This window comes from Capnocytophaga gingivalis (assembly GCF_002302415.1).
Lineage (GTDB): Bacteria > Bacteroidota > Bacteroidia > Flavobacteriales > Flavobacteriaceae > Capnocytophaga > Capnocytophaga gingivalis.
In genome coordinates, this window is the sequence record NZ_CP022386.1 from 1,486,072 (window position 1) to 1,512,389 (window position 26,318).

At 40.5% G+C, this 26,318-nt stretch carries 42 protein-coding genes; 4 read left to right on the forward strand and 38 right to left on the reverse strand.

What is annotated here, in order from left to right; all coding sequences use genetic code 11:
* Window positions 1-15: 15 nt before the first annotated feature.
* Both CGC50_RS07035 and CGC50_RS07040 read right to left on the reverse strand, forming a co-directional pair.
* The gene (locus CGC50_RS07035) at window positions 16-834 is read right to left on the reverse strand and encodes a purine-nucleoside phosphorylase (protein WP_002666922.1); all 819 of its coding nucleotides are present in this window, start codon (window positions 832-834) and stop codon (window positions 16-18) included.
* An 84-nt stretch (window positions 835-918) separates the two neighbouring features.
* Window positions 919-1,296, reverse strand: coding sequence for a helix-turn-helix domain-containing protein (locus CGC50_RS07040; protein ID WP_095910235.1), 378 nt, complete (start codon window positions 1,294-1,296; stop codon window positions 919-921).
* Window positions 1,297-1,393: 97 nt separating this feature from the next.
* On the opposite strand from CGC50_RS07040, the gene CGC50_RS07045 reads away from it, so the two are divergent.
* From CGC50_RS07045 to CGC50_RS07055, 3 genes are all read left to right on the forward strand, one after another.
* Window positions 1,394-2,020 carry a hypothetical protein gene (locus CGC50_RS07045; protein ID WP_157909437.1) on the forward strand — a complete coding sequence of 209 codons (627 nt, stop codon included), beginning with the start codon at window positions 1,394-1,396 and terminating at the stop codon, window positions 2,018-2,020.
* A gap of 41 nt (window positions 2,021-2,061) precedes the next feature.
* The gene (locus tag CGC50_RS07050) at window positions 2,062-2,385 is read left to right on the forward strand and encodes a hypothetical protein (protein WP_002666624.1); all 324 of its coding nucleotides are present in this window, start codon (window positions 2,062-2,064) and stop codon (window positions 2,383-2,385) included.
* A gap of 83 nt (window positions 2,386-2,468) precedes the next feature.
* The gene (locus CGC50_RS07055) at window positions 2,469-3,068 is read left to right on the forward strand and encodes a heavy metal-binding domain-containing protein (protein ID WP_002666822.1); all 600 of its coding nucleotides are present in this window, start codon (window positions 2,469-2,471) and stop codon (window positions 3,066-3,068) included.
* Between the two features lie 230 nt (window positions 3,069-3,298).
* Here the strand turns inward: CGC50_RS07055 and rplQ are convergent, their stop codons facing one another.
* The 32 genes from rplQ to rpsL form a co-directional block, all read right to left on the reverse strand.
* Window positions 3,299-3,781, reverse strand: coding sequence for a 50S ribosomal protein L17 (gene rplQ / locus CGC50_RS07060; RefSeq protein ID WP_095910237.1), 483 nt, complete (start codon window positions 3,779-3,781; stop codon window positions 3,299-3,301).
* 33 nt (window positions 3,782-3,814) lie between these two features.
* Window positions 3,815-4,807 (reverse strand): DNA-directed RNA polymerase subunit alpha, encoded by a 993-nt coding sequence (locus tag CGC50_RS07065; protein ID WP_095910238.1) that lies wholly within the window; start codon window positions 4,805-4,807, stop codon window positions 3,815-3,817.
* Between the two features lie 20 nt (window positions 4,808-4,827).
* Window positions 4,828-5,433, reverse strand: coding sequence for a 30S ribosomal protein S4 (rpsD, locus tag CGC50_RS07070; RefSeq protein WP_002666729.1), 606 nt, complete (start codon window positions 5,431-5,433; stop codon window positions 4,828-4,830).
* Between the two features lie 88 nt (window positions 5,434-5,521).
* A complete protein-coding gene (gene rpsK, locus CGC50_RS07075; RefSeq protein ID WP_002666650.1) occupies window positions 5,522-5,914 on the reverse strand; it encodes a 30S ribosomal protein S11 in 393 nt (130 codons plus the stop codon).
* Window positions 5,915-5,925: 11 nt separating this feature from the next.
* Window positions 5,926-6,300 carry a 30S ribosomal protein S13 gene (gene rpsM, locus CGC50_RS07080; RefSeq protein WP_002666562.1) on the reverse strand — a complete coding sequence of 125 codons (375 nt, stop codon included), beginning with the start codon at window positions 6,298-6,300 and terminating at the stop codon, window positions 5,926-5,928.
* A 3-nt stretch (window positions 6,301-6,303) separates the two neighbouring features.
* On the reverse strand, window positions 6,304-6,420 hold the full coding sequence (gene ykgO / locus CGC50_RS07085) for a type B 50S ribosomal protein L36 (RefSeq protein WP_002666762.1): 117 nt from the start codon (window positions 6,418-6,420) through the stop codon (window positions 6,304-6,306).
* A 31-nt stretch (window positions 6,421-6,451) separates the two neighbouring features.
* Window positions 6,452-6,667, reverse strand: coding sequence for a translation initiation factor IF-1 (infA, locus tag CGC50_RS07090; RefSeq protein WP_002666434.1), 216 nt, complete (start codon window positions 6,665-6,667; stop codon window positions 6,452-6,454).
* Complete coding sequence (gene secY / locus CGC50_RS07095; protein ID WP_095910239.1) at window positions 6,667-7,995, reverse strand: preprotein translocase subunit SecY; 1,329 nt, start codon at window positions 7,993-7,995, stop codon at window positions 6,667-6,669. The genes infA and secY overlap by 1 nt, the downstream gene beginning before the upstream one ends.
* A gap of 13 nt (window positions 7,996-8,008) precedes the next feature.
* Window positions 8,009-8,461 carry a 50S ribosomal protein L15 gene (gene rplO / locus CGC50_RS07100; RefSeq protein WP_002666677.1) on the reverse strand — a complete coding sequence of 151 codons (453 nt, stop codon included), beginning with the start codon at window positions 8,459-8,461 and terminating at the stop codon, window positions 8,009-8,011.
* A gap of 21 nt (window positions 8,462-8,482) precedes the next feature.
* A complete protein-coding gene (gene rpmD / locus CGC50_RS07105; RefSeq protein ID WP_002666626.1) occupies window positions 8,483-8,665 on the reverse strand; it encodes a 50S ribosomal protein L30 in 183 nt (60 codons plus the stop codon).
* Between the two features lie 11 nt (window positions 8,666-8,676).
* Window positions 8,677-9,201: a 30S ribosomal protein S5 gene (gene rpsE, locus CGC50_RS07110; protein ID WP_002666854.1), complete on the reverse strand. Its 525-nt coding sequence runs from the start codon at window positions 9,199-9,201 to the stop codon at window positions 8,677-8,679.
* 6 nt (window positions 9,202-9,207) lie between these two features.
* Window positions 9,208-9,561 (reverse strand): 50S ribosomal protein L18, encoded by a 354-nt coding sequence (gene rplR / locus CGC50_RS07115; RefSeq protein WP_002666877.1) that lies wholly within the window; start codon window positions 9,559-9,561, stop codon window positions 9,208-9,210.
* Window positions 9,562-9,572: 11 nt separating this feature from the next.
* Window positions 9,573-10,115, reverse strand: a complete 543-nt coding sequence (gene rplF / locus CGC50_RS07120) for a 50S ribosomal protein L6 (RefSeq protein ID WP_002666716.1) — start codon at window positions 10,113-10,115, stop codon at window positions 9,573-9,575.
* Window positions 10,116-10,132: 17 nt separating this feature from the next.
* Window positions 10,133-10,531, reverse strand: a complete 399-nt coding sequence (gene rpsH, locus CGC50_RS07125) for a 30S ribosomal protein S8 (RefSeq protein WP_002666601.1) — start codon at window positions 10,529-10,531, stop codon at window positions 10,133-10,135.
* Between the two features lie 16 nt (window positions 10,532-10,547).
* Window positions 10,548-10,817, reverse strand: coding sequence for a 30S ribosomal protein S14 (rpsN, locus tag CGC50_RS07130; protein WP_002666758.1), 270 nt, complete (start codon window positions 10,815-10,817; stop codon window positions 10,548-10,550).
* 1 nt (window position 10,818) lies between these two features.
* Window positions 10,819-11,370, reverse strand: coding sequence for a 50S ribosomal protein L5 (rplE, locus tag CGC50_RS07135; protein ID WP_002666890.1), 552 nt, complete (start codon window positions 11,368-11,370; stop codon window positions 10,819-10,821).
* A gap of 2 nt (window positions 11,371-11,372) precedes the next feature.
* Window positions 11,373-11,687, reverse strand: a complete 315-nt coding sequence (gene rplX, locus CGC50_RS07140) for a 50S ribosomal protein L24 (RefSeq protein WP_002666524.1) — start codon at window positions 11,685-11,687, stop codon at window positions 11,373-11,375.
* 13 nt (window positions 11,688-11,700) lie between these two features.
* A complete protein-coding gene (gene rplN / locus CGC50_RS07145; protein WP_002666690.1) occupies window positions 11,701-12,069 on the reverse strand; it encodes a 50S ribosomal protein L14 in 369 nt (122 codons plus the stop codon).
* A 2-nt stretch (window positions 12,070-12,071) separates the two neighbouring features.
* Complete coding sequence (gene rpsQ / locus CGC50_RS07150; protein ID WP_002666735.1) at window positions 12,072-12,329, reverse strand: 30S ribosomal protein S17; 258 nt, start codon at window positions 12,327-12,329, stop codon at window positions 12,072-12,074.
* 15 nt (window positions 12,330-12,344) lie between these two features.
* Window positions 12,345-12,536: a 50S ribosomal protein L29 gene (gene rpmC, locus CGC50_RS07155; protein ID WP_040359515.1), complete on the reverse strand. Its 192-nt coding sequence runs from the start codon at window positions 12,534-12,536 to the stop codon at window positions 12,345-12,347.
* 11 nt (window positions 12,537-12,547) lie between these two features.
* A complete protein-coding gene (gene rplP, locus CGC50_RS07160; protein WP_002666859.1) occupies window positions 12,548-12,967 on the reverse strand; it encodes a 50S ribosomal protein L16 in 420 nt (139 codons plus the stop codon).
* 18 nt (window positions 12,968-12,985) lie between these two features.
* Window positions 12,986-13,717, reverse strand: a complete 732-nt coding sequence (gene rpsC / locus CGC50_RS07165) for a 30S ribosomal protein S3 (protein WP_002666843.1) — start codon at window positions 13,715-13,717, stop codon at window positions 12,986-12,988.
* 9 nt (window positions 13,718-13,726) lie between these two features.
* Window positions 13,727-14,134, reverse strand: coding sequence for a 50S ribosomal protein L22 (gene rplV, locus CGC50_RS07170; RefSeq protein ID WP_002666697.1), 408 nt, complete (start codon window positions 14,132-14,134; stop codon window positions 13,727-13,729).
* A 5-nt stretch (window positions 14,135-14,139) separates the two neighbouring features.
* Window positions 14,140-14,418, reverse strand: a complete 279-nt coding sequence (rpsS, locus tag CGC50_RS07175; protein ID WP_002666664.1) for a 30S ribosomal protein S19 — start codon at window positions 14,416-14,418, stop codon at window positions 14,140-14,142.
* Between the two features lie 7 nt (window positions 14,419-14,425).
* Complete coding sequence (gene rplB, locus CGC50_RS07180) at window positions 14,426-15,250, reverse strand: 50S ribosomal protein L2 (RefSeq protein WP_095910240.1); 825 nt, start codon at window positions 15,248-15,250, stop codon at window positions 14,426-14,428.
* A gap of 8 nt (window positions 15,251-15,258) precedes the next feature.
* On the reverse strand, window positions 15,259-15,549 hold the full coding sequence (gene rplW, locus CGC50_RS07185) for a 50S ribosomal protein L23 (protein ID WP_002666440.1): 291 nt from the start codon (window positions 15,547-15,549) through the stop codon (window positions 15,259-15,261).
* A 4-nt stretch (window positions 15,550-15,553) separates the two neighbouring features.
* A complete protein-coding gene (gene rplD / locus CGC50_RS07190; protein WP_002666846.1) occupies window positions 15,554-16,183 on the reverse strand; it encodes a 50S ribosomal protein L4 in 630 nt (209 codons plus the stop codon).
* On the reverse strand, window positions 16,183-16,800 hold the full coding sequence (gene rplC / locus CGC50_RS07195) for a 50S ribosomal protein L3 (RefSeq protein WP_002666801.1): 618 nt from the start codon (window positions 16,798-16,800) through the stop codon (window positions 16,183-16,185). The genes rplD and rplC overlap by 1 nt, the downstream gene beginning before the upstream one ends.
* A gap of 192 nt (window positions 16,801-16,992) precedes the next feature.
* Window positions 16,993-17,298 (reverse strand): 30S ribosomal protein S10, encoded by a 306-nt coding sequence (gene rpsJ / locus CGC50_RS07200; RefSeq protein ID WP_002666495.1) that lies wholly within the window; start codon window positions 17,296-17,298, stop codon window positions 16,993-16,995.
* A 12-nt stretch (window positions 17,299-17,310) separates the two neighbouring features.
* On the reverse strand, window positions 17,311-19,431 hold the full coding sequence (gene fusA, locus CGC50_RS07205) for an elongation factor G (protein WP_002666671.1): 2,121 nt from the start codon (window positions 19,429-19,431) through the stop codon (window positions 17,311-17,313).
* An 11-nt stretch (window positions 19,432-19,442) separates the two neighbouring features.
* A complete protein-coding gene (gene rpsG / locus CGC50_RS07210) occupies window positions 19,443-19,919 on the reverse strand; it encodes a 30S ribosomal protein S7 (protein WP_002666721.1) in 477 nt (158 codons plus the stop codon).
* A gap of 28 nt (window positions 19,920-19,947) precedes the next feature.
* Window positions 19,948-20,361 carry a 30S ribosomal protein S12 gene (gene rpsL / locus CGC50_RS07215; protein WP_002666477.1) on the reverse strand — a complete coding sequence of 138 codons (414 nt, stop codon included), beginning with the start codon at window positions 20,359-20,361 and terminating at the stop codon, window positions 19,948-19,950.
* A 327-nt stretch (window positions 20,362-20,688) separates the two neighbouring features.
* On the opposite strand from rpsL, the gene radC reads away from it, so the two are divergent.
* The gene (gene radC / locus CGC50_RS07220; protein WP_095911317.1) at window positions 20,689-21,366 is read left to right on the forward strand and encodes a RadC family protein; all 678 of its coding nucleotides are present in this window, start codon (window positions 20,689-20,691) and stop codon (window positions 21,364-21,366) included.
* 56 nt (window positions 21,367-21,422) lie between these two features.
* On the opposite strand, the gene CGC50_RS07225 is transcribed toward radC, so the two are convergent.
* From CGC50_RS07225 to CGC50_RS07240, 4 genes are all read right to left on the reverse strand, one after another.
* A complete protein-coding gene (locus tag CGC50_RS07225; RefSeq protein ID WP_095910241.1) occupies window positions 21,423-22,541 on the reverse strand; it encodes a beta-ketoacyl synthase N-terminal-like domain-containing protein in 1,119 nt (372 codons plus the stop codon).
* Window positions 22,542-22,545: 4 nt separating this feature from the next.
* A complete protein-coding gene (locus CGC50_RS07230) occupies window positions 22,546-23,145 on the reverse strand; it encodes a hypothetical protein (protein ID WP_157909438.1) in 600 nt (199 codons plus the stop codon).
* A gap of 79 nt (window positions 23,146-23,224) precedes the next feature.
* Window positions 23,225-24,955 carry a mechanosensitive ion channel family protein gene (locus CGC50_RS07235; protein WP_095910243.1) on the reverse strand — a complete coding sequence of 577 codons (1,731 nt, stop codon included), beginning with the start codon at window positions 24,953-24,955 and terminating at the stop codon, window positions 23,225-23,227.
* Window positions 24,956-25,177: 222 nt separating this feature from the next.
* A complete protein-coding gene (locus CGC50_RS07240) occupies window positions 25,178-25,720 on the reverse strand; it encodes a hypothetical protein (RefSeq protein ID WP_095910244.1) in 543 nt (180 codons plus the stop codon).
* Between the last annotated feature and the right edge of the window lie 598 nt (window positions 25,721-26,318).

Below are 26,318 nucleotides of genomic sequence, written 5' to 3' on the forward strand. Positions count from 1 at the left end.
ACTCATCGTTAGTCACTACTCACTTCTTTTGACAAACTCTCTGACTAATGCTAATACTTTTGGCATGGTAGCATTAACAGCATTGAGTACCTCGGTATGGGAGACATTAGGGGCGATATCCTTTCCTCCCAAATCGGAGATAATGGATAGAGCAAAGACCTTCATCCCCTGATGGCGTGCTACGATTACCTCCGGTACGGTACTCATCCCTACGGCATCCCCACCAATGGCACGTACCATACCATATTCTGAAGGGGTTTCGAAGGTAGGACCTTGCAAGCCTACATAGACTCCTTTTTGTAGTTTTGTTCCTTGCTCCTTGGCGATATCCTCAGCAAGGGCAATCATAGAACGATCATAAGCCTCGCTCATATCAGGGAAGCGGGTGCCAAACTTTTCTAAGTTCTTTCCTCGTAAAGGGTGCTCTGGGAACATATTGATATGATCACGAATCAGCATAATATCTCCTATGGAGAAGTCAGGATTTACCCCACCAGAAGCATTAGAGACAATCAATTTTTTGATGCCTAAGAGGTGGAAAATACGAATAGGGAAAGTAACCTCCTGCATAGGATAGCCTTCGTAGTAGTGAAAACGGCCACTCATCAGTAGCACATATTTGCCGGCTAAGGTACCATATATGAGTTTGTTGCCATGCCCTTCGACAGTGGACTGAGGGAAGTTAGGAATTCCTGCATAAGGGATTTCCACAATAGGAGTTACTTCGCCCTGTAAGGAAGAGAGTCCAGAGCCTAAGATAATGGCAAACTCAGGGGTTTGTTCAGTGATGAACTGGCGGATGTAGTGAGCTGTCTGCTCGTATTTTTCGTACATAATCTACTATTTTAGAGCCACAAAGGTACGGCTTTTTTAGGGATTATGCAAGAGGGTTCTGAGTTTTGAGTTGCTAACAACTCCTCACTGACCTCTGTTCTCTGTTTTTAGCTGTTGAATTTCTTTTTGTAGATAGGCGATGAGGTTATCTTTCTCCAAAAGGCGTTTCTCATATTGCTCCATGAGCTTATCTGAAAGTTGATTGATGACATAGCCGCCGCTATATTGGCAAGAAGTATTGTTGTTATTGATGACGATATGATCGGCTTTGAGCAGTTCTTCGGGCTGTATACCAAAGAGGTCACACAGAGGGAGGATATAGCCCGCCCAAGAGTTACTTGCCCCGCTCTCCATACGAGCATAAGTAGACTGAGATACATGAATATATTCCGCTACCTCCTCCTGAGAGAGGTTTTTGCTCTTGCGGAGGTTTTTGATTTTTTCACCTACGATTTCGTTCATCTCTTGTATTTTTATGCAAAAATAGGGTAAAAATATCTATTTTTCAGCATAAACAGCTGTTTTTTTTCTTCTTATTTTTGTATGAGACTTTTTTAGCGTGAAACCGCTTTTATATTTATCTAATTATCAACATTTTAAATCGTTCAATTCCATGAAAAAAATTTTCGTATTTTTGGCATTAGGGCTACTTTTAGGCTCTTGTTCCGACAAACTTACCTCCTCTAAGGCGGAGAAATTGGTAGAAAAATCTCTTGAAGAGAACCCTATGTATGGAAAAGTTCGTCTCTATACAGGAAAATTGAGAGAAAGTTCTTTTGATAGTAAAGAAGAGGTCGAGCTTTATAATAAATTGGCTACTGATGAATATATAAAAGTTATTACAGATAAACAACCTGTCTTAAACTGGAGAGGTGAGCCAAAAGAAGGAGAATTTAAGTATCTTTATACTGTTTCTCTCACTGAAAAATCTAAGGATTTTCTATTACAAAGTGATCATTACTCAGATGATGTATATACAAACACCATGAAAAGTTACACTGCTAAAATTGACAAATTGGCTGACTTTCATATTGTCTCAGAAAAAGAAGCCGAAGCAAATGTTACTTTCTTAAAAAGAGATAAGACACCCTTTTTCCCTTTTGAAAAAGATCAAACAGATTTCTTTACTCAAAAAATAACTTTTATCAAAACTGAGAAAGAAGGATGGAAAGTTTTTAGAAACTAGAAAATCTACTTTTATATAAATCATAATTCAATTTTTTATTTATGGAAAATACAAATTCCCAAGCTCCACAAGGACAGAATAGTGGAGAAAACAAACAAACAATTATCATTCAGCAGCCTGCCTCAAAAAGTAATGGAATAGGTACCGCTGGATTTGTATTAGCACTGGCTGCCCTTGTATTAGTTTGGGCTCCTATTCTTAATAGTATTCTTTGGCTATTAGGTCTTATCTTATCAGGGGTAGGGGTTACCAAACAACCTCGAGGCTTAGCCATAGCTGGCCTTTGTATTTCCTTGATAGGATTGGTTGTCCTACTGACCATCTTTGGTCTATTTGCAGCTAGTGCTGCCGCTGTTGGACACTAAGAAATAAAGAATCCTCTTTATGGACTGTTTTATCCCATAGAGGGGATTTTATCTTTAGAAATATCACTAAAAACACAATATACATGAGAAAGTTATTCCTTCTATTTGGCCTATTCTTCCTATCGCAGATAGGGTTCTCACAAAACAAAGATTGGGAGAAAATAATCGTTACTAAAAACCCTGAGGATGTAAAGGGACTCACACGCCTCAAGGAAGTATCTGCGGAGGCGGCTCGCTTCTATGGGAAGCAATCCAAATTGCGAGAAGAAGCCACCAAAAAACTAAAACAAGAAGCCGCTAAACTCGGGGCTACTGCGATACTCCTCTCGGTGGATGAGTTTGCCATGAGCCCTGTCAATAATGTAAGTATGGTCGGGATGTGCTTTACCGATGGCAGTGTTCCTGTAAAAGAAAATACTGACACTGAAACCTCTACCGCTTCTAATGAAGATATCATCCTCACCAAAAATCCTGATGACATCAAAGGGCGTACTCGCTTAGGGGATGTAAAAGGAGAAGCCAGTCAGTTCTTCGGTATGCAATCCAGACTAAGGAAAGATGCTACCAAAAAAATGAAAGAAGAAGCTGCCAAACTTGGGGCTACTATTATTCTTGTTACTACCGATAGTTTCACTATGACTCCTGTCAATAATGTGGTCATGGAAGGAACTGCTTACAAATAACCTCAAACTGAATGCTGTGAAAAGCCGCTTCCGCTTTGGAGGCGGTTTTTATTTTCCCTTTTTCGTAGGGCTATAAAGTTTTCTTAGGACAAGTAAGAACTGCAAGAAATAGGCCGCTTAGAGCGGAATCAGGCACTATAAATTAATCCTGTAAAGATAACATTGCGAGAGGTATATTAACTAAAAAACCGCCCCAAAATAGGGACGGTTTCTTTGTTTTAAAATAATTATTATGCCTCTGAAGAATTTCCTTCTTTAGCCTCAGGAGCAGCTTGTTCAGCAGCGGCTTTCTTGCCACCGCGGCTTCTACGAGTAGATTTCTTCTTGGCAGTACCCTTAGGAGAGTATCCTGCTTCGTTGTAGTCTACTAATTCGATAAGCGCCATTTCAGCGTTGTCACCCAAACGGTTACCCAGCTTAATGATACGAGTGTATCCCCCTGGACGGTTGGCTACTTTTACTGAAATATTTTTGAAAAGCTCCGTAACGGCATATTTGTTATGCAAACGGCTGAATACGATACGGCGGTTGTGCGTAGTATCCTCTTTTGATTTGGTAATCAAAGGCTCTACAAATACCTTCAAGGCTTTAGCCTTGGCCAAGGTAGTGTTGATACGCTTGTGCTGTATCAAGGAGCAAGCCATATTCGCCAACATAGATTTTCTATGAGCGGCGGTTCTTCCTAAATTATTTATTTTATCTCCGTGTCTCATTTTCGTTGAATTAATGTATTATACCAGAATTAATTACTCTTTCTCCAATTTGTATCTTGAGAGATCCATACCGAAGGTCAGTCCTTTGCTTTCTACCAGCTCATCGAGCTCAGTGAGAGACTTTTTACCGAAGTTGCGGAACTTCATCAAGTCCGTTTTAGTGAAAGAAACCAAATCCCCTAAAGTATCCACTTCAGCTGCTTTGAGGCAGTTAAGGGCTCGAACAGAAAGATCCATGTCTATAAGCTTGGTCTTGAGGAGCTGTCGCATATGTAGAGACTCTTCGTCATAGCTTTCAGGCTGCACAACCTCTTCAGGCTCAATGGTGATGCGCTCATCGGAGAAAAGCATGAAGTGATGAATAAGAGTCTTAGCCGCTTCCATCAAGGCATCCTTAGGATGGATGGAACCATCTGTTTTGATTTCAAAAATCAACTTTTCGTAGTCGGTTTTTTGTTCCACACGATAGTTTTCGATGCTGTATTTTACATTTTTGATAGGTGTAAAGATGGCATCGGTAGGGATGGTACCCATAGGCATATTAGGTTTGGTATTTTCCTCAGCGGAAACATAACCCATACCCTTATCAATGGTGATATCCATTTTGATAGCCACGTCGGGTTCCATATTACAGATAACCAAATCGGGGTTAAGTACTTGAAATCCTGTTATAAATTTTTGAAAATCACCCGCAGTCAATTGTTTCTTACCGGTTACAGAGATAGAAGCCTTTTCATGGTCAGTACCTTCCGTTTGCAGTTTGAAACGCACTTGCTTCAAGTTCAAAATGATTTCAGTAACATCTTCAACCACCCCAGTGATGGTAGAGAATTCGTGTTCTACTAAATCTATTTTAACCGAAGTGATTGCGTAGCCCTCTAAGGAGGAGAGCATTACTCTTCGTAATGCGTTACCGATGGTGAGTCCATAACCTGGTTCGAGGGGTCGAAATTCGAATTTTCCCTCAAACTCAGAGGATTCAATCATGATAACCTTATCTGGTTTTTGAAAATTGAATAATGCCATAATGTGACTGCTGACTAATATTATTTAGAGTACAACTCTACGATTAACTGTTCTTTAATGTTTTCAGGTATTTGGATACGCTGAGGGAGTGCGACGAAAGTACCTTCCAATTTTTCAGGATTCCAGGTAATCCATTCGTACACAGAGCTATTACTTGCCAAGGAATTTTCAATCACAGTAAGAGATTGTGATTTGTGGCGTACTCCTACGATATCACCTGGTTTTAGGGAGTAAGAAGGGATATTGACCACTTCCCCATTGACAGTGATATGGCGGTGAGAAACGAGCTGGCGAGCAGCACGGCGAGAAGGAGCGATACCCATACGATATACAACATTGTCCAAGCGTGCTTCGCAGAGCTGAAGGAGCACCTCACCGGTTACCCCCTTGCTACGGCGTGCCTTTTCGTACATATTCTGGAACTGACGTTCAAGGATACCATAGGTATATTTTGCTTTTTGTTTTTCTTGTAGCTGGATTGCATATTCAGAGCGTTTGGCTCTTTTGCGGTTTATTCCATGCTGTCCAGGAGGATAGTTCTTTTTAGCAAAAGACTTATCTTCTCCGAAAATCGCTTCACCAAACTTACGAGCGATTTTAGTTTTTGGGCCTGTATATCTTGCCATTTTACAATTTTGAATTAAAGTGAGAGAGGATTATGAATTAAGGCTTGTCCTTCGATAATCGTGGCCTCTCTCTGAAGGGTTACATTTGTTATACTTTACGTCTTTTAGGAGGGCGGCATCCGTTGTGAGGAAGAGGAGTAACGTCGATAATTTCAGTTACTTCGATTCCTGCATTGTGAATACTACGGATGGCAGATTCTCTACCTACTCCAGGACCTTTTACGAATACACGTACTTTTTTAAGTCCTGCGTCGAAAGCTGTTTTAGCAGCATCTTCGGCAGCTACCTGAGCTGCATAAGGAGTATTTTTTTTAGAGCCTCTGAACTTCATTTTTCCTGCAGAAGACCAAGAAATCACATCTCCTTTTTTGTTAGTAAGAGAGATGATGATATTGTTGAAAGTAGCTGAGATATGAGCTTCTCCAGAAGATTCAATCACTACTTTGCGTTTTTTGGTAACTTTTGTATTTGTTTTTGCCATATCGCTACTTATTATTTAGTTGCTTTCTTCTTGTTAGCAACAGTTTTTCGTTTTCCTTTTCTTGTACGAGAGTTATTCTTCGTTTTTTGACCGCGCAAAGGCAATCCAGAACGGTGGCGGATACCACGATAGCAACCAATATCCATAAGTCGCTTGATGTTCAATTGCACTTCAGAACGCAATTCCCCTTCTATCTTGTAAGAAGAAACTGCTTCACGGATACGAGTGATCTGCTCATCGTTCCAATCGCTTACTTTGATGTCTTCATCTACTTGAGCTGTTTTCAAAATTTCTTTAGCTCTACTTCTACCAATTCCAAAGATGTAAGTAAGTCCTATGACTCCTCTCTTGTGTTTTGGTAGGTCAATACCTGCTATTCGTGCCATAATTTATCCTTGTCTTTGTTTGAATCTCGGATTCTTTTTGTTAATTACGTACAATACCCCTTTTCTTCGCACAATCTTGCACTCGGGGCTTCTTTTTTTAATAGATGCTCTTACTTTCATCTGTTGTCTGTTTTAAAAACGAATTATATTATTAATATCGGTAAGTGATGCGTGCCTTGGTAAGGTCATAAGGTGTCATCTCGAGCTTTACCCTATCGCCAGGAAGGAGCTTAATGTAGTGCATACGCATTTTCCCAGAGATGTGAGCGGTCACCACATGACCATTGTCCAATTCTACACGGAACATTGCATTAGAGAGAGACTCTATGATAGTTCCATCTTGTTCTATTGCTGCTTGCTTTGCCATTATCTTCTCTTTTTACCTGTTTTCATAAGGCCATCGTAATGGCGATTGAGTAGGTATGAATTAACTTGTTGCATAGTATCAATAGCTACCCCTACAAGGATGAGCAAGGAAGTACCCCCGTAGAAGAGCGCCCACTGCTGGTCGATCTCCAATAAAGGCAACTTGTTCACTACGGCAGGAAGTACAGCTATAGCCACTAAGAATAAAGATCCTGGGAAGGTAATGAGCGACATGATTTTGTCCAAATAATCACTGGTCTCTTGCCCTGGTTTCACCCCTGGTATGAAGCCTCCGTTGCGCTTAAGGTCATCAGCCATCTTATTGCTAGGTACGGTAATGGCCGTATAGAAATAAGTAAAGATGATAATGAGAAAGCCAAAGAGGACATTGTACCAAAATTCAAAAGGTGAACGGAAAGCATTCTGGATGCTAAGTGCCCAATCGGACTTAGAAAGTCCTGCCAAAGCAGCGGGAACGAACATGATCGCTTGTGCAAAGATGATTGGCATCACCCCTGCTGAGTTGAGCTTAAGGGGAATATACTGTCTGGCACCGAAGATATTCTTCTCCACCTGACCACCGGTAGTTCTTCTGGCATACTGCACAGGAATCTGACGCACGGCCAAGGTAAGGAAAATACAACCTAAGATCACCAAGAGCCATAGAAGAATCTCTACAATAACAATCATAGGGCTGTGAACCCTGTTCATCTCACCGAAGAAAGCGTGAGGCATACGAGCGATAATCCCCACCATAATGAGCAAGGAAATACCGTTGCCCACTCCCTTATCAGTGATTTTCTCACCGAGCCACATCGCAAAGATAGTTCCTGCCACCAAGATAATAACAGAAGGGATGATAAAGCCTAATCCTTTTCCTTGGATAAAGGCCTCTTCAGGCACCCCTAAAGCACTGATGGAGTACAGGTAAGCAGGAGCTTGTACTATACAAATGGCAATGGTAAGCCAGCGAGTAATCTGATTGATACGCCTACGACCACTCTCCCCTTCTTGTTGTAGTTTTTGCAAATAAGGAATAGCGATTCCCATGAGCTGCACCACGATAGAGGCAGAGATGTAAGGCATAATTCCCAAAGCAAATACAGAGGCCTTAGCAAAAGCCCCTCCAGTGAAAGCATTAAGAATATCTAACAATCCTCCCTCTGAAGTCTTCTGAGTAAGGCTACTTAGTTGCTTGGCATCAATCCCAGGGAGAATGATATGTGCTCCAAAGCGGTACACTAACAAAATCCCAATAGTAAGGATGATACGATTACGAAGCTCCTCTATTTTCCAGACATTTGTTAAGGTCTCTATAAACTTCTTCATAAGATATCATTTATTAGAGCGTTATAGCTTCTCCACCTAATTTTTCCACAGCAGCTTTAGCGCTAGCAGTGAACTTATGAACAGAGATCTTAAGTTTTGCTTTCAACTCTCCTCCACCAAGGATTTTAACCAAGTCATTCTTATTAGCCAAGCGGTTTTCCACGAGGATATCGAGATTGACTGTATCGGTAACTACACCCTTGTCTACCAATTCTTGTAGTTTTCCGAGGTTGATACCAGTATATTCCTTACGGTTGAAGTTTTTGAAACCAAATTTTGGTACGCGACGTTGAAGAGGCATTTGTCCCCCTTCAAAGCCAATTTTAGTAGAGAATCCAGAGCGAGATTTAGCTCCCTTGTGTCCACGAGTGGAGGTTCCACCTTTACCAGAACCTTGACCTCTACCTACGCGCTTCCCATCTTTGTGTACTGAACCTTGTGCAGGTTTCAAATTACTTAAATTCATAATTAAATGCTACTTTGTTTATTATGCTTCTTGTACAGAAACTAAGTGTTCTACTTTATTAATCATTCCCAAGATACTTGGGGTAGCCTCATGCGTTACGGATTTCCCGATAGTTCCCAACCCTAAAGAGATAAGGGTGAGTTTTTGGGTTTTAGCACGCTTTATGCTACTACGAGTCTGTGTTACGATAATTTTCTTTGCCATGAGAATGCTTTTTAACCTTTAAACATTTTATCCAAGGAAATACCACGTTGCTGAGCAATGGTTTTAGCACTTCTGAGCCTAAGCAAAGCATCGAAAGTAGCTTTTACCACATTGTGAGGGTTAGAAGATCCTTGAGATTTGGAGAGTACGTTATGTACTCCTAAGGATTCCAACACGGCACGTACTACTCCACCGGCAATTACTCCGGTACCTTCTGCGGCAGGTTGGAGATATACACGAGCTCCGCCGAATTTTCCTTTTTGTTCGTGAGGAAGGGTAGTACCATTTAGGGGGATACGAACTAAGTTTTTCTTAGCATCTTCCACCGCTTTGGCAATAGCCTCAGAAACCTCTTTAGACTTTCCGAGTCCTTGTCCTACTACGCCATTTTCATCTCCTACCACTACAATAGCAGAGAATCCGAAAGCACGTCCTCCTTTGGTAACCTTAGTTACGCGTTGTACGCCCACCAAGCGATCCTTAAGTTCCAATCCGCTTGGTTTTACATATTCTACATTTTTATAGTTCTGATACATAGTTTCTTAGAATTTAAGTCCGCCTTCTCTAGCTCCTTCTGCTAAGGATTTTACACGTCCGTGATACAAATAGCCACCTCGGTCAAAAGAGATAGATTCGATACCAGCAGCTAAAGCTTTTTTAGCGATAGCTTGACCTACTTGTTTTGCTTTTTCAGTTTTGGTACCTGTTGCCTTTAGATCCTTATCACGAGAAGAGGCTGCTACTAGAGTAACACCTTTGGTATCATCGATGATCTGTGCATAGATTTCACTATTACTTCTAAAAACAACCAAACGAGGTTTTTGAGCAGTTCCAGAAACTATTTTTTTGATTCTGAACTTAATACGTTGTCTTCTTTCTATTTTTGATAATGCCATTATGTTACTTTTTAAGCTGATTTACCTGCTTTTCTTCTGAGTTCTTCACCTACAAACTTGACACCTTTTCCTTTGTAAGGTTCTGGCTTGCGGAAAGAACGAATCTTAGCTGCTACTTGTCCTAATAATTGTTTATCATGAGAGGTAAGCTTAATGATAGGGTTCTTACCTTTCTCGTTGATAGTTTCTACTTTAACTTCTTGAGGGAGTTCCATGAGGATATTGTGAGAGAAACCGAGCGCAAGGTCGAGTCTTTGACCTTGGTTAGTAGCACGGTAACCTACCCCTACAAGTTCTAACTCTTTGGTAAAACCTTCAGATACTCCTACGACCATATTGTGAAGTAGGGCACGATAAAGACCGTGTAGTGCATTACCTTGCTTAGTATCTAATTGTCTTTCCACTATGAGTTGTCCATCTTCTTGCTTTACAGCAACGTCTTTAACCACTTGGGTTAATTCGCCGAGTTTTCCTTTTACAGTAACAATATTTTCTTTGATAGTAATTGTCACTCCTTGAGGAATACTGATGGGAGCTTTACCTATTCTTGACATTTTTTAAGTCTATTTTTTTAGTAAACATTACAAATTACTTCTCCACCTATGTTAAGAGCTCTGGCTTGTTTTCCAGTCATAACACCCTTAGAGGTAGAAACGATAGTGATACCAAGTCCGTTCAATACACGAGGAAGCTTGCTAGCCCCTACATACTTACGAAGTCCAGGGGTACTTACACGTACAATTTTTCTGATAACAGGTTCTTTGGTTTCTTTATCGTATTTGAGGGCTATTTTGATAGTACCTTGTACATCATTTTCTTCAAACTTATAGCTAAGGATATACCCTTGGTCAAAAAGGACTTTGGTAATTTCCTTTTTAAGGTTTGAAGAAGGGATTTCTACTACTCGGTGCCCTGCACTACTGGCGTTGCGAATTCTAGTCAAATAGTCCGCGATTGGGTCTGTGTACATAACTTTTCTTATTTAATTACCAACTTGCTTTTTTTACACCCGGAATAAGTCCTTTGTTTGCCATTTCACGGAAGAGCACACGAGAGATCCCAAATGTGCGCATATATCCTTTAGGGCGACCTGTGAGTTTGCAGCGATTGTGCAAGCGTACAGGAGATGCATTTTTAGGTAGTTTTTGTAATGCTTCATAGTCACCAGCTTCCTTAAGAGCTTTGCGTTTTTCTGCATATTTTGCTACCAATTTAGCTCTTTTGACTTCACGAGCTTTCATTGATTCTTTCGCCATATTAATTCTTTTTAAAAGGTAATCCTAATTCGGTTAATAATGATTTTGCTTCTTTGTCGGTAGGAGCAGAAGTAACGAAGGTAATATCGAAACCTGCGATTTTGTTGATTTTATCAATATCAATCTCAGGGAAGATAATCTGTTCGGTGATACCTAAGTTATAGTTGCCACGTCCGTCAAATCCTGTAGCCTTGATTCCTTGGAAATCCCTTACACGAGGAAGGGCAGTGGTGATGAGCCTATCGAGGAACTCATACATACGTTCTCCACGGAGAGTTACTTTAGCTCCGATGGACATACCACGGCGGAGCTTAAAAGAAGCCACGTCCTTTTTGGAAGTAGTAGCGACGGCTTTCTGACCGGTAATCTTAGTGATTTCCTCTACGGCATACTCTATTTGCTTTTTGTCAGCAACAGCAGAGCCTACCCCGCGGCTTACTACGATTTTTTCAAGTTTAGGAACTTGCATTACATTTTTGTAACCAAATTCTTCCTTAAGAGCTGCAATTATGCGCTCCTTATATTCCTTTTTAAGTCGAGGTATATATGTCATAATTACACTACTTGTTTTGATTTTTTAGAAATTCTTACTTTTTTACCATCACGTTGTTCATATCCTACGCGAGTAATTTCTCCTGTTTTAGGGTCTAAAAGAGAGAGGTTAGAGATATGAATAGGAGCTTCTTTTTTGATGATGCCCCCCTGAGGGTTTTGTGCACTGGGTTTGGTATGTTTAGATACTAAGTTCACACCTTCCACGATAGCTCTATTTTTTTCGCGATCCACTTTGAGTACTTTACCTTTTTCCCCTTTGTGGTCACCAGCGATTACTTGCACGGTATCGCCTGCTTTAATTTTTAGCTTTATCATTATCGGACAGATATTAAAGCACCTCGGGTGCTAATGACACAATTTTCATAAACTGCTTGTCACGGAGTTCGCGTGCTACAGGGCCGAAGACACGGGTACCTCTCATTTCACCAGCAGCGTTGAGTAGTACGCAAGCATTTTCATCAAAACGGATGTAAGAACCATCTTGGCGTCTTACTTCTTTTTTGGTTCTTACCACTACAGCGGTGGATACTTGGCCTTTTTTTACAGTTCCGTTAGGAGTGGCTTCTTTGATAGTAACCACAATTTTGTCACCTACAGAAGCATAGCGGCGCTTAGTTCCTCCAAGTACACGGATAGTCAAAACTTCTTTGGCTCCGGTATTATCTGCTACTTTTAATCTTGATTCTTGTTGTACCATAATTACTTCGCTCTTTCTATGATTTCTACTAATCGCCAGCACTTAGTTTTGCTAAGTGGACGTGTTTCCATAATGCGCACGGTATCCCCGATGTTGCAGTCATTTTTTTCATCGTGTGCAACAAACTTTTTGGTTTGTAATACGAATTTTCCGTACATAGGGTGTTTTACACGTTTTACTACAGATACCACAATGGATTTATCCATTTTGTTGCTGGTAACTATCCCTATTCTTTCTTTTCTGATATTTCTCTTTTCCATATTAAGCCACAATGATTATTGTAATTTCCTACGAGTTAGCTCACTTTCTATACGTGCGATAGCTCTACGCGTAGTACGGATAGTTAGTGGATTCTCAATTGGAGAAATGGCGTGAGCCATTTTCATTCCCGAATATGTATTCTTAAGTTCGATGAGCTTTTGCTCGAGCTCAGCGACTGATAAATTTTTAACTTCTGACTGTTTCATTGTTAATAAAATTAATCTTGATAATCTCTCGCTACAACGAACTTAGTAGTTACGGGTAACTTCTGAGCGGCAAGGCGAAGGGCTTCTTTGGCGATTTCCAAAGGTACACCACCTACTTCGAATAGGATACGTCCTGGCTTTACTACCGCTACCCAGTACTCAACAGCTCCTTTACCCTTACCCATACGTACTTCCAAAGGTTTTTTGGTAATAGGCTTATCTGGGAAAATTTTGATCCAAAGCTGTCCTTCACGCTTCATATAACGAGTAGCTGCTACACGAGCGGACTCTATTTGACGGGCAGTAATAAAAGCTGATTCTAAGGATTTGATACCAAATGTTCCGTTAGAGAGCTGATGTCCTCGCTGAGAAACACCTTTCATTCTTCCCTTCTGATCCTTACGATATTTTGTTCTTTTTGGTTGTAACATTGCTTGACTGAATTTAAATTATTTTTTTCGGCGAGCACGTTTTGCATCAGAACTTCCCTCTTTGGAAGCAGAAGAACCGTTAAGGTTTTTCTTAGTCATTCCCACTAGTGGAGAAAGTTCTCTTTTACCATATACTTCACCTTTCATGATCCAAACCTTGATACCCATACGGCCATAAGTAGTATGAGCTTCGTCGGTAGCATAATCGATATCGGCGCGGAAAGTAGAAAGAGGGATACGACCTTCTTTGTAGCTTTCGTTACGTGCCATTTCAGCACCATTGAGACGGCCAGATATTTGGATTTTGATACCTTCGGCATTCATGCGCATAGTAGCAGCGATAGCCATTTTGATAGCACGACGGTAGGAGATACGGTTCTCAATTTGTCGAGCGATACTTGCTGCCACAAGCGGAGCGTCAAGTTCTGGTCTTTTGATTTCAAAGATATTGATTTGAATATCTTTTCCAGTAATTTTCTTAAGTTCTTCTCTTAGCTTGTCTACCTCTTGACCTCCCTTACCGATGATGCTTCCTGGTCGGGAAGTAGTGATAGTAACGGTTACAAGCTTCAAAGTTCTTTCAATAATTACGCGAGAAACACTAGCTTTAGCCAAACGAGTATGCACATATTTTCTGATTTTGTCATCCTCAGCCAATTTGTCTCCGTAGTCATTTCCTCCGTACCAGTTGGATTCCCATCCTCTGATAATTCCAAGGCGATTCCCTATTGGATTTGTTTTTTGTCCCATACTTTTATCTTAGCTTTCAGTGTTATTTTTAGCTCCTAATACGATAGTTACGTGATTGGAACGTTTGCGAATTCTGTGTGCTCTTCCTTGAGGAGCTGGGCGAAGTCTTTTGAGCATCGCACCCCCATCTACACGGATTTCCTTAATGAATACTTGTGCAGCTTCGATATCTGCCCCTTCGTTTTTAACTTTCCAGTTTTCAATAGCTGAAAGTAATAGTTTATGCAAAGAGGTTGCTGCTTCTTTTTGGTTGAACTTTAGAATAGCTAGTGCTTTTTCTACAGAAATACCACGAACCAAATCAGCTACCAAGCGCATCTTGCGAGGCGATGTAGGGCAATTATTCAATTTAGCAAAAGCCACACTTCGTTTCGCTTCTTTAATCTCTATTGCTTTTTCTCTTTTACGAACTCCCATAGCTTTTATTTTTTACCTTTATTCTTTGCACCTGCGTGTCCTCTAAAAGAACGAGTAGGGGCAAATTCTCCTAACTTATGTCCTACCATGTTTTCAGTAACATATACAGGAACGAATTGTTTTCCGTTGTGCACTGCGATAGTTTCTCCTACGAAATCAGGAGTAATCATAGATGCTCTTGACCATGTTTTGATAATGGTTTTCTTTCCTGTTTCCTTATTTTGGAGTACTTTTTTCTCCAAGGCATAATGAACATAAGGACCTTTTTTTAATGAACGAGCCATATCTTACTTATTTCTTTCTACGTTCTACAATATACTTATTACTAGCCTTGGTTTTAGAACGAGTTCTGTAACCTTTGGCAGGGATACCCTTACGAGAGCGAGGATGACCTCCTGAGGCACGTCCTTCACCACCACCCATGGGGTGATCTACAGGGTTCATTACTACAGCACGTGTACGAGGACGACGACCGAGCCAGCGAGAGCGACCTGCTTTACCAGAAAGTACCAACTGATGGTCGGAGTTCGATACAGCGCCGATAGTTGCTAAACAAGTGAGCAAAATCATGCGGGTCTCTCCTGAAGGCAATTTGACAGTAGCATACTTACCTTCTTTAGCCATAAGCTGCGCGAAAGTTCCAGCTGAGCGAGCCATGATAGCTCCTTGTCCTGGGCGAAGCTCTATATTGCTGATTACAGTTCCTAGAGGGATCTGAGCCAGTGGCATAGCGTTACCTACTTCAGGAGCTACATTGTCTCCAGAGATAATCACCTGACCTACCTTCAATCCTGCTGGAGCGATGATATAGCGCTTTTCTCCGTCAGTGTACTGAACTAGCGCGATGAAGGCTGTTCTGTTTGGGTCATACTCAATAGAAACAACGGTAGCTTCTACACCGAATTTGTTTCTTTTGAAGTCAATGATACGATACTTTTTCTTGTGACCACCACCTATGTAGCGCATGGTCATCTTCCCTTGGTTGTTTCTACCCCCGGTCTTTTTTAACGGAACGAGCAAGCTCTTTTCCGGCTTATCAGTGGTAATCGCATCGTAATTATTTACCACTCTAAAACGCTGACCCGGAGTCGTGGGTTTCAATTTTCTTACTGACATAAGGTCTTTTAAATAGTGTTATAAAAATCTATGATTTCTCCTTCTTTTACAGTCACTACAGCTTTCTTTACTGCATTAGTTTGTGAAAGTTGTAAGCCATTTTTAGTATAGCGAACAGAACGCTTTGGTGCATAATTAAGAGTACGTACTTTCTCAACAGTAACTCCATAAGCCTCTTCTACCGCTTTTTTGATTTGAATCTTGTTAGCCTTTTTATCTACAGAAAAGGTATAACGATTATTCACTTCGCTATCATTAGTGGCTTTCTCTGTAATGATTGGTTTTATCAATATACTCATAATCTTACTTTGTTAAATTTGACTGAATCACCTCTACTGAGCTCTCCAACAATACTACAGTTTTTGCATTGGCAATATCGTAAGTATTTAGTTCTGAGGCTGTTACTGTATTTACAGATGGGATATTGCGAGAGGACAAATATACATTTTTATTTGTATCCGCCAATACAAAAAGTGATTTTTTATCTTGGATCCCCAAAGCGGCTAAGATCTTAGTGAAGTCCTTAGTTTTAGGAGTTTCCAAAGAGAAATCTTCCAATACAATAATAGCTCCCTGTTGTGCTTTTTGGCTTAGGATAGAACGGCGAGCTAAGCGTTTTACCTTTTTGTTAAGTTTTTGAGTATAGTCCTTAGGGCGAGGTCCGAATATGCGTCCACCACCTACGAAGACAGGGGATTTCACGCTACCTGCACGAGCAGTACCTGTACCTTTTTGTTTTTTGATCTTACGAGTACTTCCTGCTACTTCGTTACGCTCTTTGGACTTGTGAGTTCCTTGTCGCTGATTGGCCAAGTATTGTTTGATATCCAAATAAATGGTGTGATTATTAGGCTCAATCCCGAAAACAGCCTCAGAAAGGGTTACCTTTCTTCCTGTTTCTTTTCCTTGTATATTTACTACTGCTACTTCCATTATTTATGAATCGTTACATAAGCATTTTTGTGACCTGGAACACATCCTTTTAGGATAATAAGGTTCTTTTCAGGAATCACTTTCAACACTTTTAGGTTTTGTACTGTTACTTTTTCAGCTCCCATACGTCCTGCCATACGCATTCCTTTGAATACGCGAGAAGGGTAAGAAGAGGCTCCTACAGAACCAGGTGCTCTGAGTCGGTTATGCTGACCGTGAGTAGACTGACCTACTCCACCGAAACCGTGGCGGCGTACTACCCCTTGGAATCCTTTCCCTTTGGAAGTACCTGTTACATCCACAAACTCACCTTCTACAAAAAATTCGGCAGTAATTGTATCGCCTAATTTGTAAGTGCTCTCAAAGCCTTGGAACTCGACAAGTTTCTTTTTAGGAGTAACGCCCGCTTTGGCAAAGTGCCCAGCTGCTGCTTTTGAAGTATGTTTCTCCTTTTTGTCATCGAAACCAAGCTGAAGAGCTTCATACCCGTCAACCTCTTTGGTTCTGACTTGGGTAACTACGCATGGTCCTGCTTCGATGATGGTACATGGGATATTCTTTCCATTCTCATCAAAAATGCTGGTCATGCCTACTTTTTTTCCAATTAACCCAGACATATAATAAAATTTAATTTGAACTTATTTTTTTCTTTACGCAAAATCAGGAAAACTTCTATTGTGAAATAATCCCAATTTTACAATCTGAAATTCAGGGTCAAATATTTCAACCCTGAATATCACTTGTTATACCGTTTTTCCCTCACGCTATTGTTTTGGGACAAGTCAAGCAAATCTTCCGTTTTGCTTTTATCACACTTTGATCTCTACTTCTACTCCACTAGGAAGCTCAAGCTTCATAAGAGCGTCAATAGTTTTAGGAGAAGAACTGTAGATATCCAATAGGCGCTTGTAAGAGCTCAATTGGAACTGTTCTCTCGCTTTCTTATTCACGTGTGGAGAACGAAGTACCGTAAATAACTTTTTGTGAGTAGGAAGAGGAATAGGTCCTACTACTCCAGCTCCTGTTGATTTCACTGTTTTTACGATTTTCTCAGCAGATTTATCCACCAAGTTATGATCGTATGATTTTAATTTTATTCTTATTTTTTGACTCATTTCTTTACAAAATTAATTACCTCTTGCTTTTTTGATCACTTCTTCAGAAATATTGGAAGGTGTCTCTGCATAGTGAGAGAACTCCATAGTAGAAGTCGCACGCCCTGATGAAAGGGTTCTAAGAGTGGTTACATAACCGAACATTTCAGAAAGTGGTACGTTGGCTTTGATCACCTTAGCACCATTTCTATCCCCCATGTCATTTACCTGACCACGGCGACGGTTAAGGTCTCCTACGATGTCCCCCATGTTTTCTTCTGGAGTGATTACTTCAAGCTTCATAATAGGTTCCATAAGCACGGCTTTGGCAGCACGAGCAGCCTCTTTGTAACCAAGCTTAGCAGCCAATTCGAAGGACAATGAATCGGAATCCACAGGGTGGAAAGAACCATCCTTAAGGGTAATCTTCATAGCATCCATTTCGAAGCCAGCCAAAGGTCCATTCTTCATAGCTTCTTTGAAACCTTTTTCGATAGAAGGGATATATTCTTTTGGAATGTTACCTCCCTTGATTTCATTGATGAATTCTAATCCGGTCTTACCTTCTTCAGCAGGTTCCATAGTAAAGACGATATCGGCAAACTTACCACGACCCCCTGTTTGTTTTTTGTAGACTTCACGGTGATCAGCCTTACCAGTGATAGCTTCTTTGTACTCTACCTGAGGTTCTCCTTGGTTTACTTCTACCTTGAACTCACGTTTTAAGCGGTCTACGATGATATCCAAGTGAAGTTCTCCCATACCAGAGATAATAGTCTGTCCTGAAGCTTGGTCTGTTTTTACTTGGAAAGTTGGGTCTTCTTCAGCGAGTTTTGCCAGAGCCATACCCAATTTGTCCACGTCGGCCTTAGTCTTAGGTTCTACTGCAATACCAATTACAGGGTCAGGGAACACCATACTTTCCAGTACGATAGGATATTTCTCATCACAAAGGGTATCCCCTGTTTTGATATCCTTGAACCCTACTGCAGCTCCGATATCACCTGCTTCTATATATTCGATAGGATTTTGCTTATTAGCGTGCATTTGGTAGATACGAGAGATACGTTCTTTGCTTTCTGAACGAGTGTTCAATACATAAGAACCTGCATCCAAGTGTCCTGAATAAGCACGGAAGAAAGCCAAGCGCCCTACATAAGGGTCAGTAGCAATCTTGAAAGCCAAGGCAGCGAAAGGCGCATCTACTGAAGGCTTGCGAAGGGCAGGCTCTCCTGTCTCAGGGTTAGTTCCTTCGATAGCTTCTTTGTCAAGTGGAGAAGGCAAGTAGCGGCATACAGCATCGAGCATGAACTGTACTCCCTTGTTCTTGAAAGAAGAACCACAAGTCATAGGGATGATAGCCATATCCATTACTGCTGCGCGAAGTGCTTTGTGTACTTCTTCTTCAGTGATAGAGTTTTCGTCTTCCATGAATTTCTCCAAAAGACCTTCGTCATATCCAGCCACCTCTTCGATAAGTTGTGCACGATATTTGGCAACATCGGCTTTCATATCTTCAGGGATGTCTACGATGTCGAAAGTAGCTCCTTGAGTTTCCTCATGCCATATAATAGCACGGTTTTTGATCAAATCCACCACACCTTTGAAATCAGCTTCTTCCCCTATAGGAAGTACGATAGGCACGGCATTGGATTTAAGCATATCTTTCACCTGTTGGCATACCTTAAGGAAGTCAGAACCTTGGCGGTCCATTTTGTTGACAAATCCCATACGAGGCACTTTATAGTTGTCCGCAAGGCGCCAGTTAGTTTCGGACTGAGGTTCTACCCCATCTACAGCAGAAAAGAGGAACACCAAACCATCCAATACACGAAGAGAGCGGTTTACCTCCACGGTAAAGTCCACGTGGCCTGGGGTATCGATAATGTTGAAGTGATATTCCTTAGCATCGGCTGTAGGTTTTCCATTTTCTGTAGGGAAGTTCCACTTACAAGTGGTAGCAGCCGATTGGATAGTAATCCCGCGTTCTGCTTCTTGTTCCATCCAGTCCATAGTAGAAGCACCATCGTGTACTTCCCCTATTTTGTGCGTTTTACCTGTATAGAAAAGGATACGCTCAGTGGTAGTAGTTTTACCCGCATCAATGTGAGCGGCAATACCAATGTTTCTTGTATATTTTAAATCTCTACTCATACTACCACAAATTAAAATCTAAAGTGAGAGAATGCCTTGTTGGCTTCTGCCATCTTATGTGTATCCATTTTTTTCTTTACAGCGGCACCTTCTTCTTTGGCAGCGGAGAGGATTTCTCCTGCCAATTTCTGAGCCATTGACTTTTCATTGCGCTTGCGAGCATAGCCAATAAGCCACTTCATAGCCATAGACACTTTGCGGTCTGGGCGTATTTGCATAGGGATTTGGAAAGTAGCTCCCCCTACACGGCGAGAACGTACTTCCACATGAGGCATTACATTGGAGAGGGCATCTTTCCACACTTCCAAAGCCGTTTTTTCCTCATTATTTTTCTTTTGTTCTACGATATCAATAGCATCATAGAAAATCTTAAAAGCCACTGACTTTTTACCATCCCACATTAGGTTATTCACAAAGCGAGTAACCAACTGGTCATTATATTTTGCATCTGGTAAAAGAGGTCTTTTTTTAGCTTGTCTCTTTCTCATTTGATTCTTTTAGACGGTTTTAAAAAATTTACTTTTTCTTTCCTTTAGCTGGTGCTGCAGCTGCTTGTCCTGGTTTAGGGCGTTTGGCTCCATACTTAGAGCGTCTTTGGGTTCTTCCATTTACCCCAGCAGTATCCAGTGCACCACGTACGATGTGGTAACGTACCCCTGGTAAATCTTTTACTCTTCCGCCTCTTACCAATACTATCGAGTGCTCTTGGAGGTTGTGTCCTTCTCCTGGGATGTAAGCGTTCACCTCATTCCCATTGGTCAAACGCACACGCGCTACTTTACGCATAGCTGAGTTTGGTTTCTTAGGAGTAGTGGTGTACACACGTGTACATACGCCACGACGTTGAGGACATGAATCCAAAGCAGCCGATTTACTCTTCTTGGCTATTTTAGCTCTTCCTTTTCGTACTAATTGTGAAATTGTTGGCATTTATAAAATATTTTTTTAAGCGAGGGCAAAGGTACAAATTTTTTCCTAATTGACAAAACGCAATTCGCTAATTTTCAATATTTTTTTATTAACAATGTGATTTTGACTGCTTTTTATCCTGTATATACTTGCAAATAATTGATTTTTAGTTTGTTACAAATCGCTATTTTCTTCTCTGAAAAAATCTATTTTTTTGGGAAAAGTTATTAACATAAAAAATGAAACACACTTTTCTCATGATAGTTTCATATTTTTTTCGTAACTTTGTTCTGATAAAATAGATAACTAAAACATACTATGACTAAGCATAATAGCCCTACTGGGTATATGGCTATTAAGGATTGGGCGGATACAGACAAGCCGCGCGAAAAGATGATAGCGCAGGGCAAAGCGGTACTGAGCAATGCCGAGCTCTTGGCGATTCTTATCGGTTCGGGCACAACTCATGAAAGCGCAGTAGCCCTAAGCCAGCGGATTCTCTCTTCGGTAAGTAATAGCCTAACAGCCTTGGGCAAGCAGACCCTTCAGCAGCTCCAAGCCTTCAAGGGAATAGGGCAGGCCAAGGCTATTACTATCTTGGCAGCTACCGAACTGGGACGCAGGCGCAGCGCGGAATTACCAGAACCCCTTTCGCAGATCAACAGTCCTGAGAATGTCTTTTCCCTTATGCAACCCCTCATAGGAGAGCTCCCCCATGAGGAATTTTGGGTGCTGTACCTGAGTAGTGCTCACCGTGTGATGCACAAAGCACGCTTGTCCATGGGAGGTATCACCCACACTATTGTCGATGTACGCTTGCTCTTCAAAATGGCCTTGGAACAGGGCGCTGTGGCTATCATCTTGGTACACAATCACCCCTCTGGCAATCCTACTCCCAGCCCAGAGGATATACAACTGACACAAAAGGTGAAAAGCGCTGGAGAGACCCTTGATATTCAGCTCTTAGACCATGTAATCATCACCGAAAAACAGTATACCAGTCTCTGTGACGAAGGGCTTTGCTAAGAGGCAGTACTACAAATGCCTCGCCTACAGAGCTCCATAACAAATACCCAGAAGTATCATGCCCTCATACGTACTACCATAGCGGTATTGCTTCCTCCGAAACCGGAGGCAGTTTTAAGAAAATGGGTCACCTCTCCCGACTGCGTTTGTGCCAATACCTTAATAGGTTGGGACACACCCAAGGTGCTGTATCCTTTGCTCTGCAAGAGTTTTCCTCTTTTGGAAAGAGCGATAGTCAGTAGCGTTTCCAAGAGTCCTGAAGCCCCTAAGGTATGCCCAAAATAGCCTTTGTAGCTATTGATAGGCACTCCCAATAAGCCTGCTCGGGAGAAAGCAATGGCTTCCATCTCATCATTATAGAGGGTGCCTGTACCATGAGCATTGATCAGTTGTAACTGCTCAGGGGTAATCCCTGCTTGTGCCAAAGCCTTGCATACACTCAGGTATAGCCCTTCTCCCGTTCTTGAGGGGCCTGAGATATGGTTGGCATCATTGATGGAGCTGCTACCTAAGATCTGGGCGGAAGCTCCCATAGGATTCATGGAAAGAAAAACAGCAGCAGCAGCCTCGCCAAGGGTAATCCCTGTACGCTCCTTGTCATAAGGACGGCAAGGCTCGGGGCTGACAGCTTGGAAGGACTGAAAACCCGAGAGGACAAAGGAGGAAATCTCATCTGCGGCCACTACAAGGGCATTGTCATACTGTCCACTCTCAAGTAACCTATCCGCTACCGAAAGAGCCATGACTCCCGATACACAGGCATTGGACACCACTATGGGTTCTGAGCGTATCCCCAAAAGACCTGCGATACTCTTGGCCAAGCGTGTCAAGTAGGGGAGATGCTCCCTATCCATCTGGCTGTTGAGCTGGGATATATTTCCCTTGGTCGTGGAGAGGATAAAAGCCGTATTCTCTGTAATGCGTATCGTAGGCAACAGAGGTACCGCCGCCAAAAGAAGCATCTTCTCCAAAAAAGAAAGCTGCTCAGTAGCACTGATATAGGGAAAAGAATCCTCTATAGTGTCCATGGAGATTTTCGAAAGATATATATCCGAAAAACTCTCATAATGAGGGTAAAACTGTATACCTACCTGCCCCTGTAAAAGAGCTTCTACATTTTCTCGTACCGTAGTCCCTAAGGGAGTTACGCAATTATAGGAATGAATATATGCCACCTTATTATTTTTTAGTTTTATGACCTATTTTTTTACCTGATACATACCATTCTTCAAAACTCAAGATACCTTCTCCTGCTATATCTATACTATCCATTTTCCATTGGAGTGCTATTGTATCTCCTTTTCGGAAAGAAATTTCATCATCATAGTAAATAATTCTGGCAGTATCCTTTTCTTTAGAAACTAAGAAAAAGAAATAATCATAATCTGTAATATTTTCTAAAAAAACAACTGTATCCTTGTATATTTTTCCTATTTCAAGTACTTGATCTCTTCGTAAATTACTACTTCTATTGAATTTCCCTATATTTTCAAGAACTTCAGTTATTTTTCCATTGTCTATAATTATTTTCCATCGTATAACTACATATTTTCCTTCTGAATAGTCCAAGTCCATATAGGTCATACTTTCAGCTTTTACAGGAAAACTTGTTTCTTTTCCATTCTTTTCAACCATTAAAGTAGTAGGAGTGATTTTTTTAATCAAAACAACATCATTGTAATAGTGATCAAGACTTAGTTCTTTATCCGGTAACAATTGACTTCTGAAATTTTTTACCAAAACAGTTGTATCTATAGAAGAATTTATTTGTTCTTCCATAACTATACTATTTGCATCTACACTATCCGTATTAGGAGTATTTTCTCTACAAGAGAATAATAAAAGGGATAGAAGAATACTATACTTTTTCATATTTTCTTAGCTCCACATATTCTATAGAGGTGAGTTCTATATTTCGCTCTCTAAAGGCATTATAAATATTCTTGATAAGATCGGACTTGATGATATACATATTTTGTGGTTCAAAGGTTACCGCATTGATCTCATAGGTAGCATTAAGTTCATTGAGGGAGATATGATATATATAAGGAGTTATCTTGTCCGTAACTCCCTTGGTAGCTTGTGCAGCGGCGATAAGAGTCGCATCCACATCCTCCAAACGAGCATCGTAGCGTACTTTCACTTGGGTGGTGACCACCAATCCATTGGTACGTCCCATAGAAGAAAAATTCATCGTAGAGCTTGACAATATCATAGAATTAGGTACGGTAACCTCTTCATTATTAATAGTTTTTAGGCGAGTAACTAAGCTATCTTTATGAATAACCATCCCTATGTAATCCCCTACCTTGATCCAATCATTCTCCCGAAAGGCACGCATATAGGTAATGAATATCCCCGCCATTCCATTAGATATAGTAGAGGAGGAACCCAGGGAAATAAGTAGCCCTAAGAAAATAGATACTCCTTGAAAAGCTGACGATCCTGATCCTGGCAGGTAAGGAAATATTACTATAAAAATAAAACACAAGAAGAGTATCCTAACCATTTTATAAGTAGGCTTTGCCCATTCCTTATAGAAACCCTTGATCTTGAGTGCGCCCCGCTCTATCTCATAGAGGAAGAAACGCATAAGGTTCAGCACCAAGCGGGCAATTAGGGCGATAATGCCTATAATGACCAAATTGGGTAAGTAATCCACAATGGCATTGCCCACTTGGCTTAGTGGTTCCAAAAGGAGCTTGAGCAAGCGCTCCGCCCAGAGTTGGGTATAGGGGAAGAGCTTCAGCGCCACAGGAATACTTAAGAATATAACAATGAAAAAGATAAGAAACTTTACCAAGTATAGTATCCGTGTGAGGATGTAGTTGATCTTTTCCTTGTCAAGTATCTGGTAATTTTTTACTTTTATTCCATTTCCTAAAAAGGATTGCTTTAAGAGTTGTTTTCTGAGCTTTCTAAAAAGGAAATTAAGCAGGTAGAAGAAGGTAACAATAACCATAACCAGTAGAACCAACTCCCCTATACGCATGAGTTTTTGCTGCATACTATGTTCCTTCCTATAGTGAGTTACTCCCTTGAGAATATCCCTTTGGAGAGATTTTGCCAATTCTTCTTGAGAGAGGTGTGCCATGATAGCATCTTCCTTAGTTACTGCTTGTATCCATTCCCCTTGGTAGGTGATCATCAGTAGGTTATCATGGGATTGTATCTTGAGAGAATCGTGCTTGAAAGTGGGGAGTTCTGCTAATTTTTGTAGTTTTTTTTCGGTATATTCGGATCGCTCCAAAGGCGAATAGAGTCCTAAACTGGTATATAGAGTATAGAGGGTATCCTTTTCCAGACACACAGGAGCTCCATTGGCTTTGGAGTAGATACGCTTTATTTCTTCCTGACGCTGTTTTTCATAGAGAGAATCCTTAGAAGTATCCGCATACTTGGTATCCAAAAGTAATAAGGCTTGTAGCTCTTGGCTTAGCATATTCACCTTTAGCGAATCTTGACTGCGCTGTACTTTTAGCTCCCTTACTTGGCGCTGGAGTAACTGCAATAAGCTGTCCTGTGCTTGCCCAAAAAGAGCAGCTACAGAGAAAAAATTACTTAGCAGCAATAACAACCGGATGTTCATAATGGATTTATTCGGAAGGCAAAGTTACGAAATAATAGCTAATTATCAATAAATAATAATTATTTTTTCACTATTAATCTTAATAAAGTGAGTATAGGGCATAAAAAAAATTGCCTCTTGCGAGGCAATTCCTTTTTTAACCAATAAATTCCAATATTATGAAACAGTGCAAAGGTACGACTTTTCCCTGAATGCACTATATTTTTAACCAATATTTAACTTTTAATTACAAGTAGTTGATAATATACTGATTCCCTTATCACTTTTGAAATTGCTGGCTCTTCTAAGTTCAGTAAGTTGTACTATTTCTACTTGTACACAATTGAGGCTCGCATTGCCTCGAATATCGAGCTTATCTGTCAGCCTTGGAGCTCTGGATATATCGAGCTTAACAAGCTTGTTACCACTTAGGTTCAGCTCTTCCAAGGTAGTATTCCTAATAGTAGCAGTCTCTATCTTGTTATTAGAGAGGTCTGCTTTTTTCAGGGTGAGCATTTTTTCCAATCCTTCCAAGGAGGTGATATTCTTATCGGCAGCCATAAGTGTCTCGATTTGGGCTAATTCACTATCCTGCATGATACCGTCATTATTCCTATCATAGCCTGCAGTGAGAAGATAATCCTTCAGGGTAAGGGTAGCTTGTCTGGTATTAGTATCCGTGTTGATCTTGTCATAATACTTATTAATCACCGTATTCTCTACCTTTGATTTATCACAACTTGCCAAGGATAGCATGGCTACAGCCATTACAAATATTCTTTTCATAAGACTCTAATTTTTTTGTTAGTTAATTCACGGGGCAAAGTAACTTATTTTTTTTGAAAAAATAATAAGGTTTAACATTTATTTTTCTGTTAATAGTTTTAGCTTGGTAATAGGAAGTATAGAAAAGAATCCAAATTCACCCTTCTATGTAGGAAAATCCAGCAATTACTGACAACTGTAGGTAGGGTAGGGGATAGGTATTGAACCTTAATCATAGAAAATTGAGTATTATAAACATGTTTGTTTATTTCTTTTAGGAAAATACTCATTATCAAGTACTCTAAAAAAGTGAGTTTTGTTGATAAATTTACAATAGAAAATAAGAAAAAATTTGCTCATTACCTTTTTCTGTATATACAAGCTACACAAGGAAAAAAACAAATTTATTTACTAAGAGTTATCAACCTTTTATAAGGTGGTTTGGTGAATTTTTTAGAGACTTTTTTATAGAAAATAAAAACTGATAACAACTTTCCACTTTTAGTGAATAAACTAAGTAATAGACTATAAATCAATATATTATAATACCACTGATACGTTAATAACTGGTGATAAACTCCTATATCTATACCTACGACATTTTTCCTATTATTTTTTT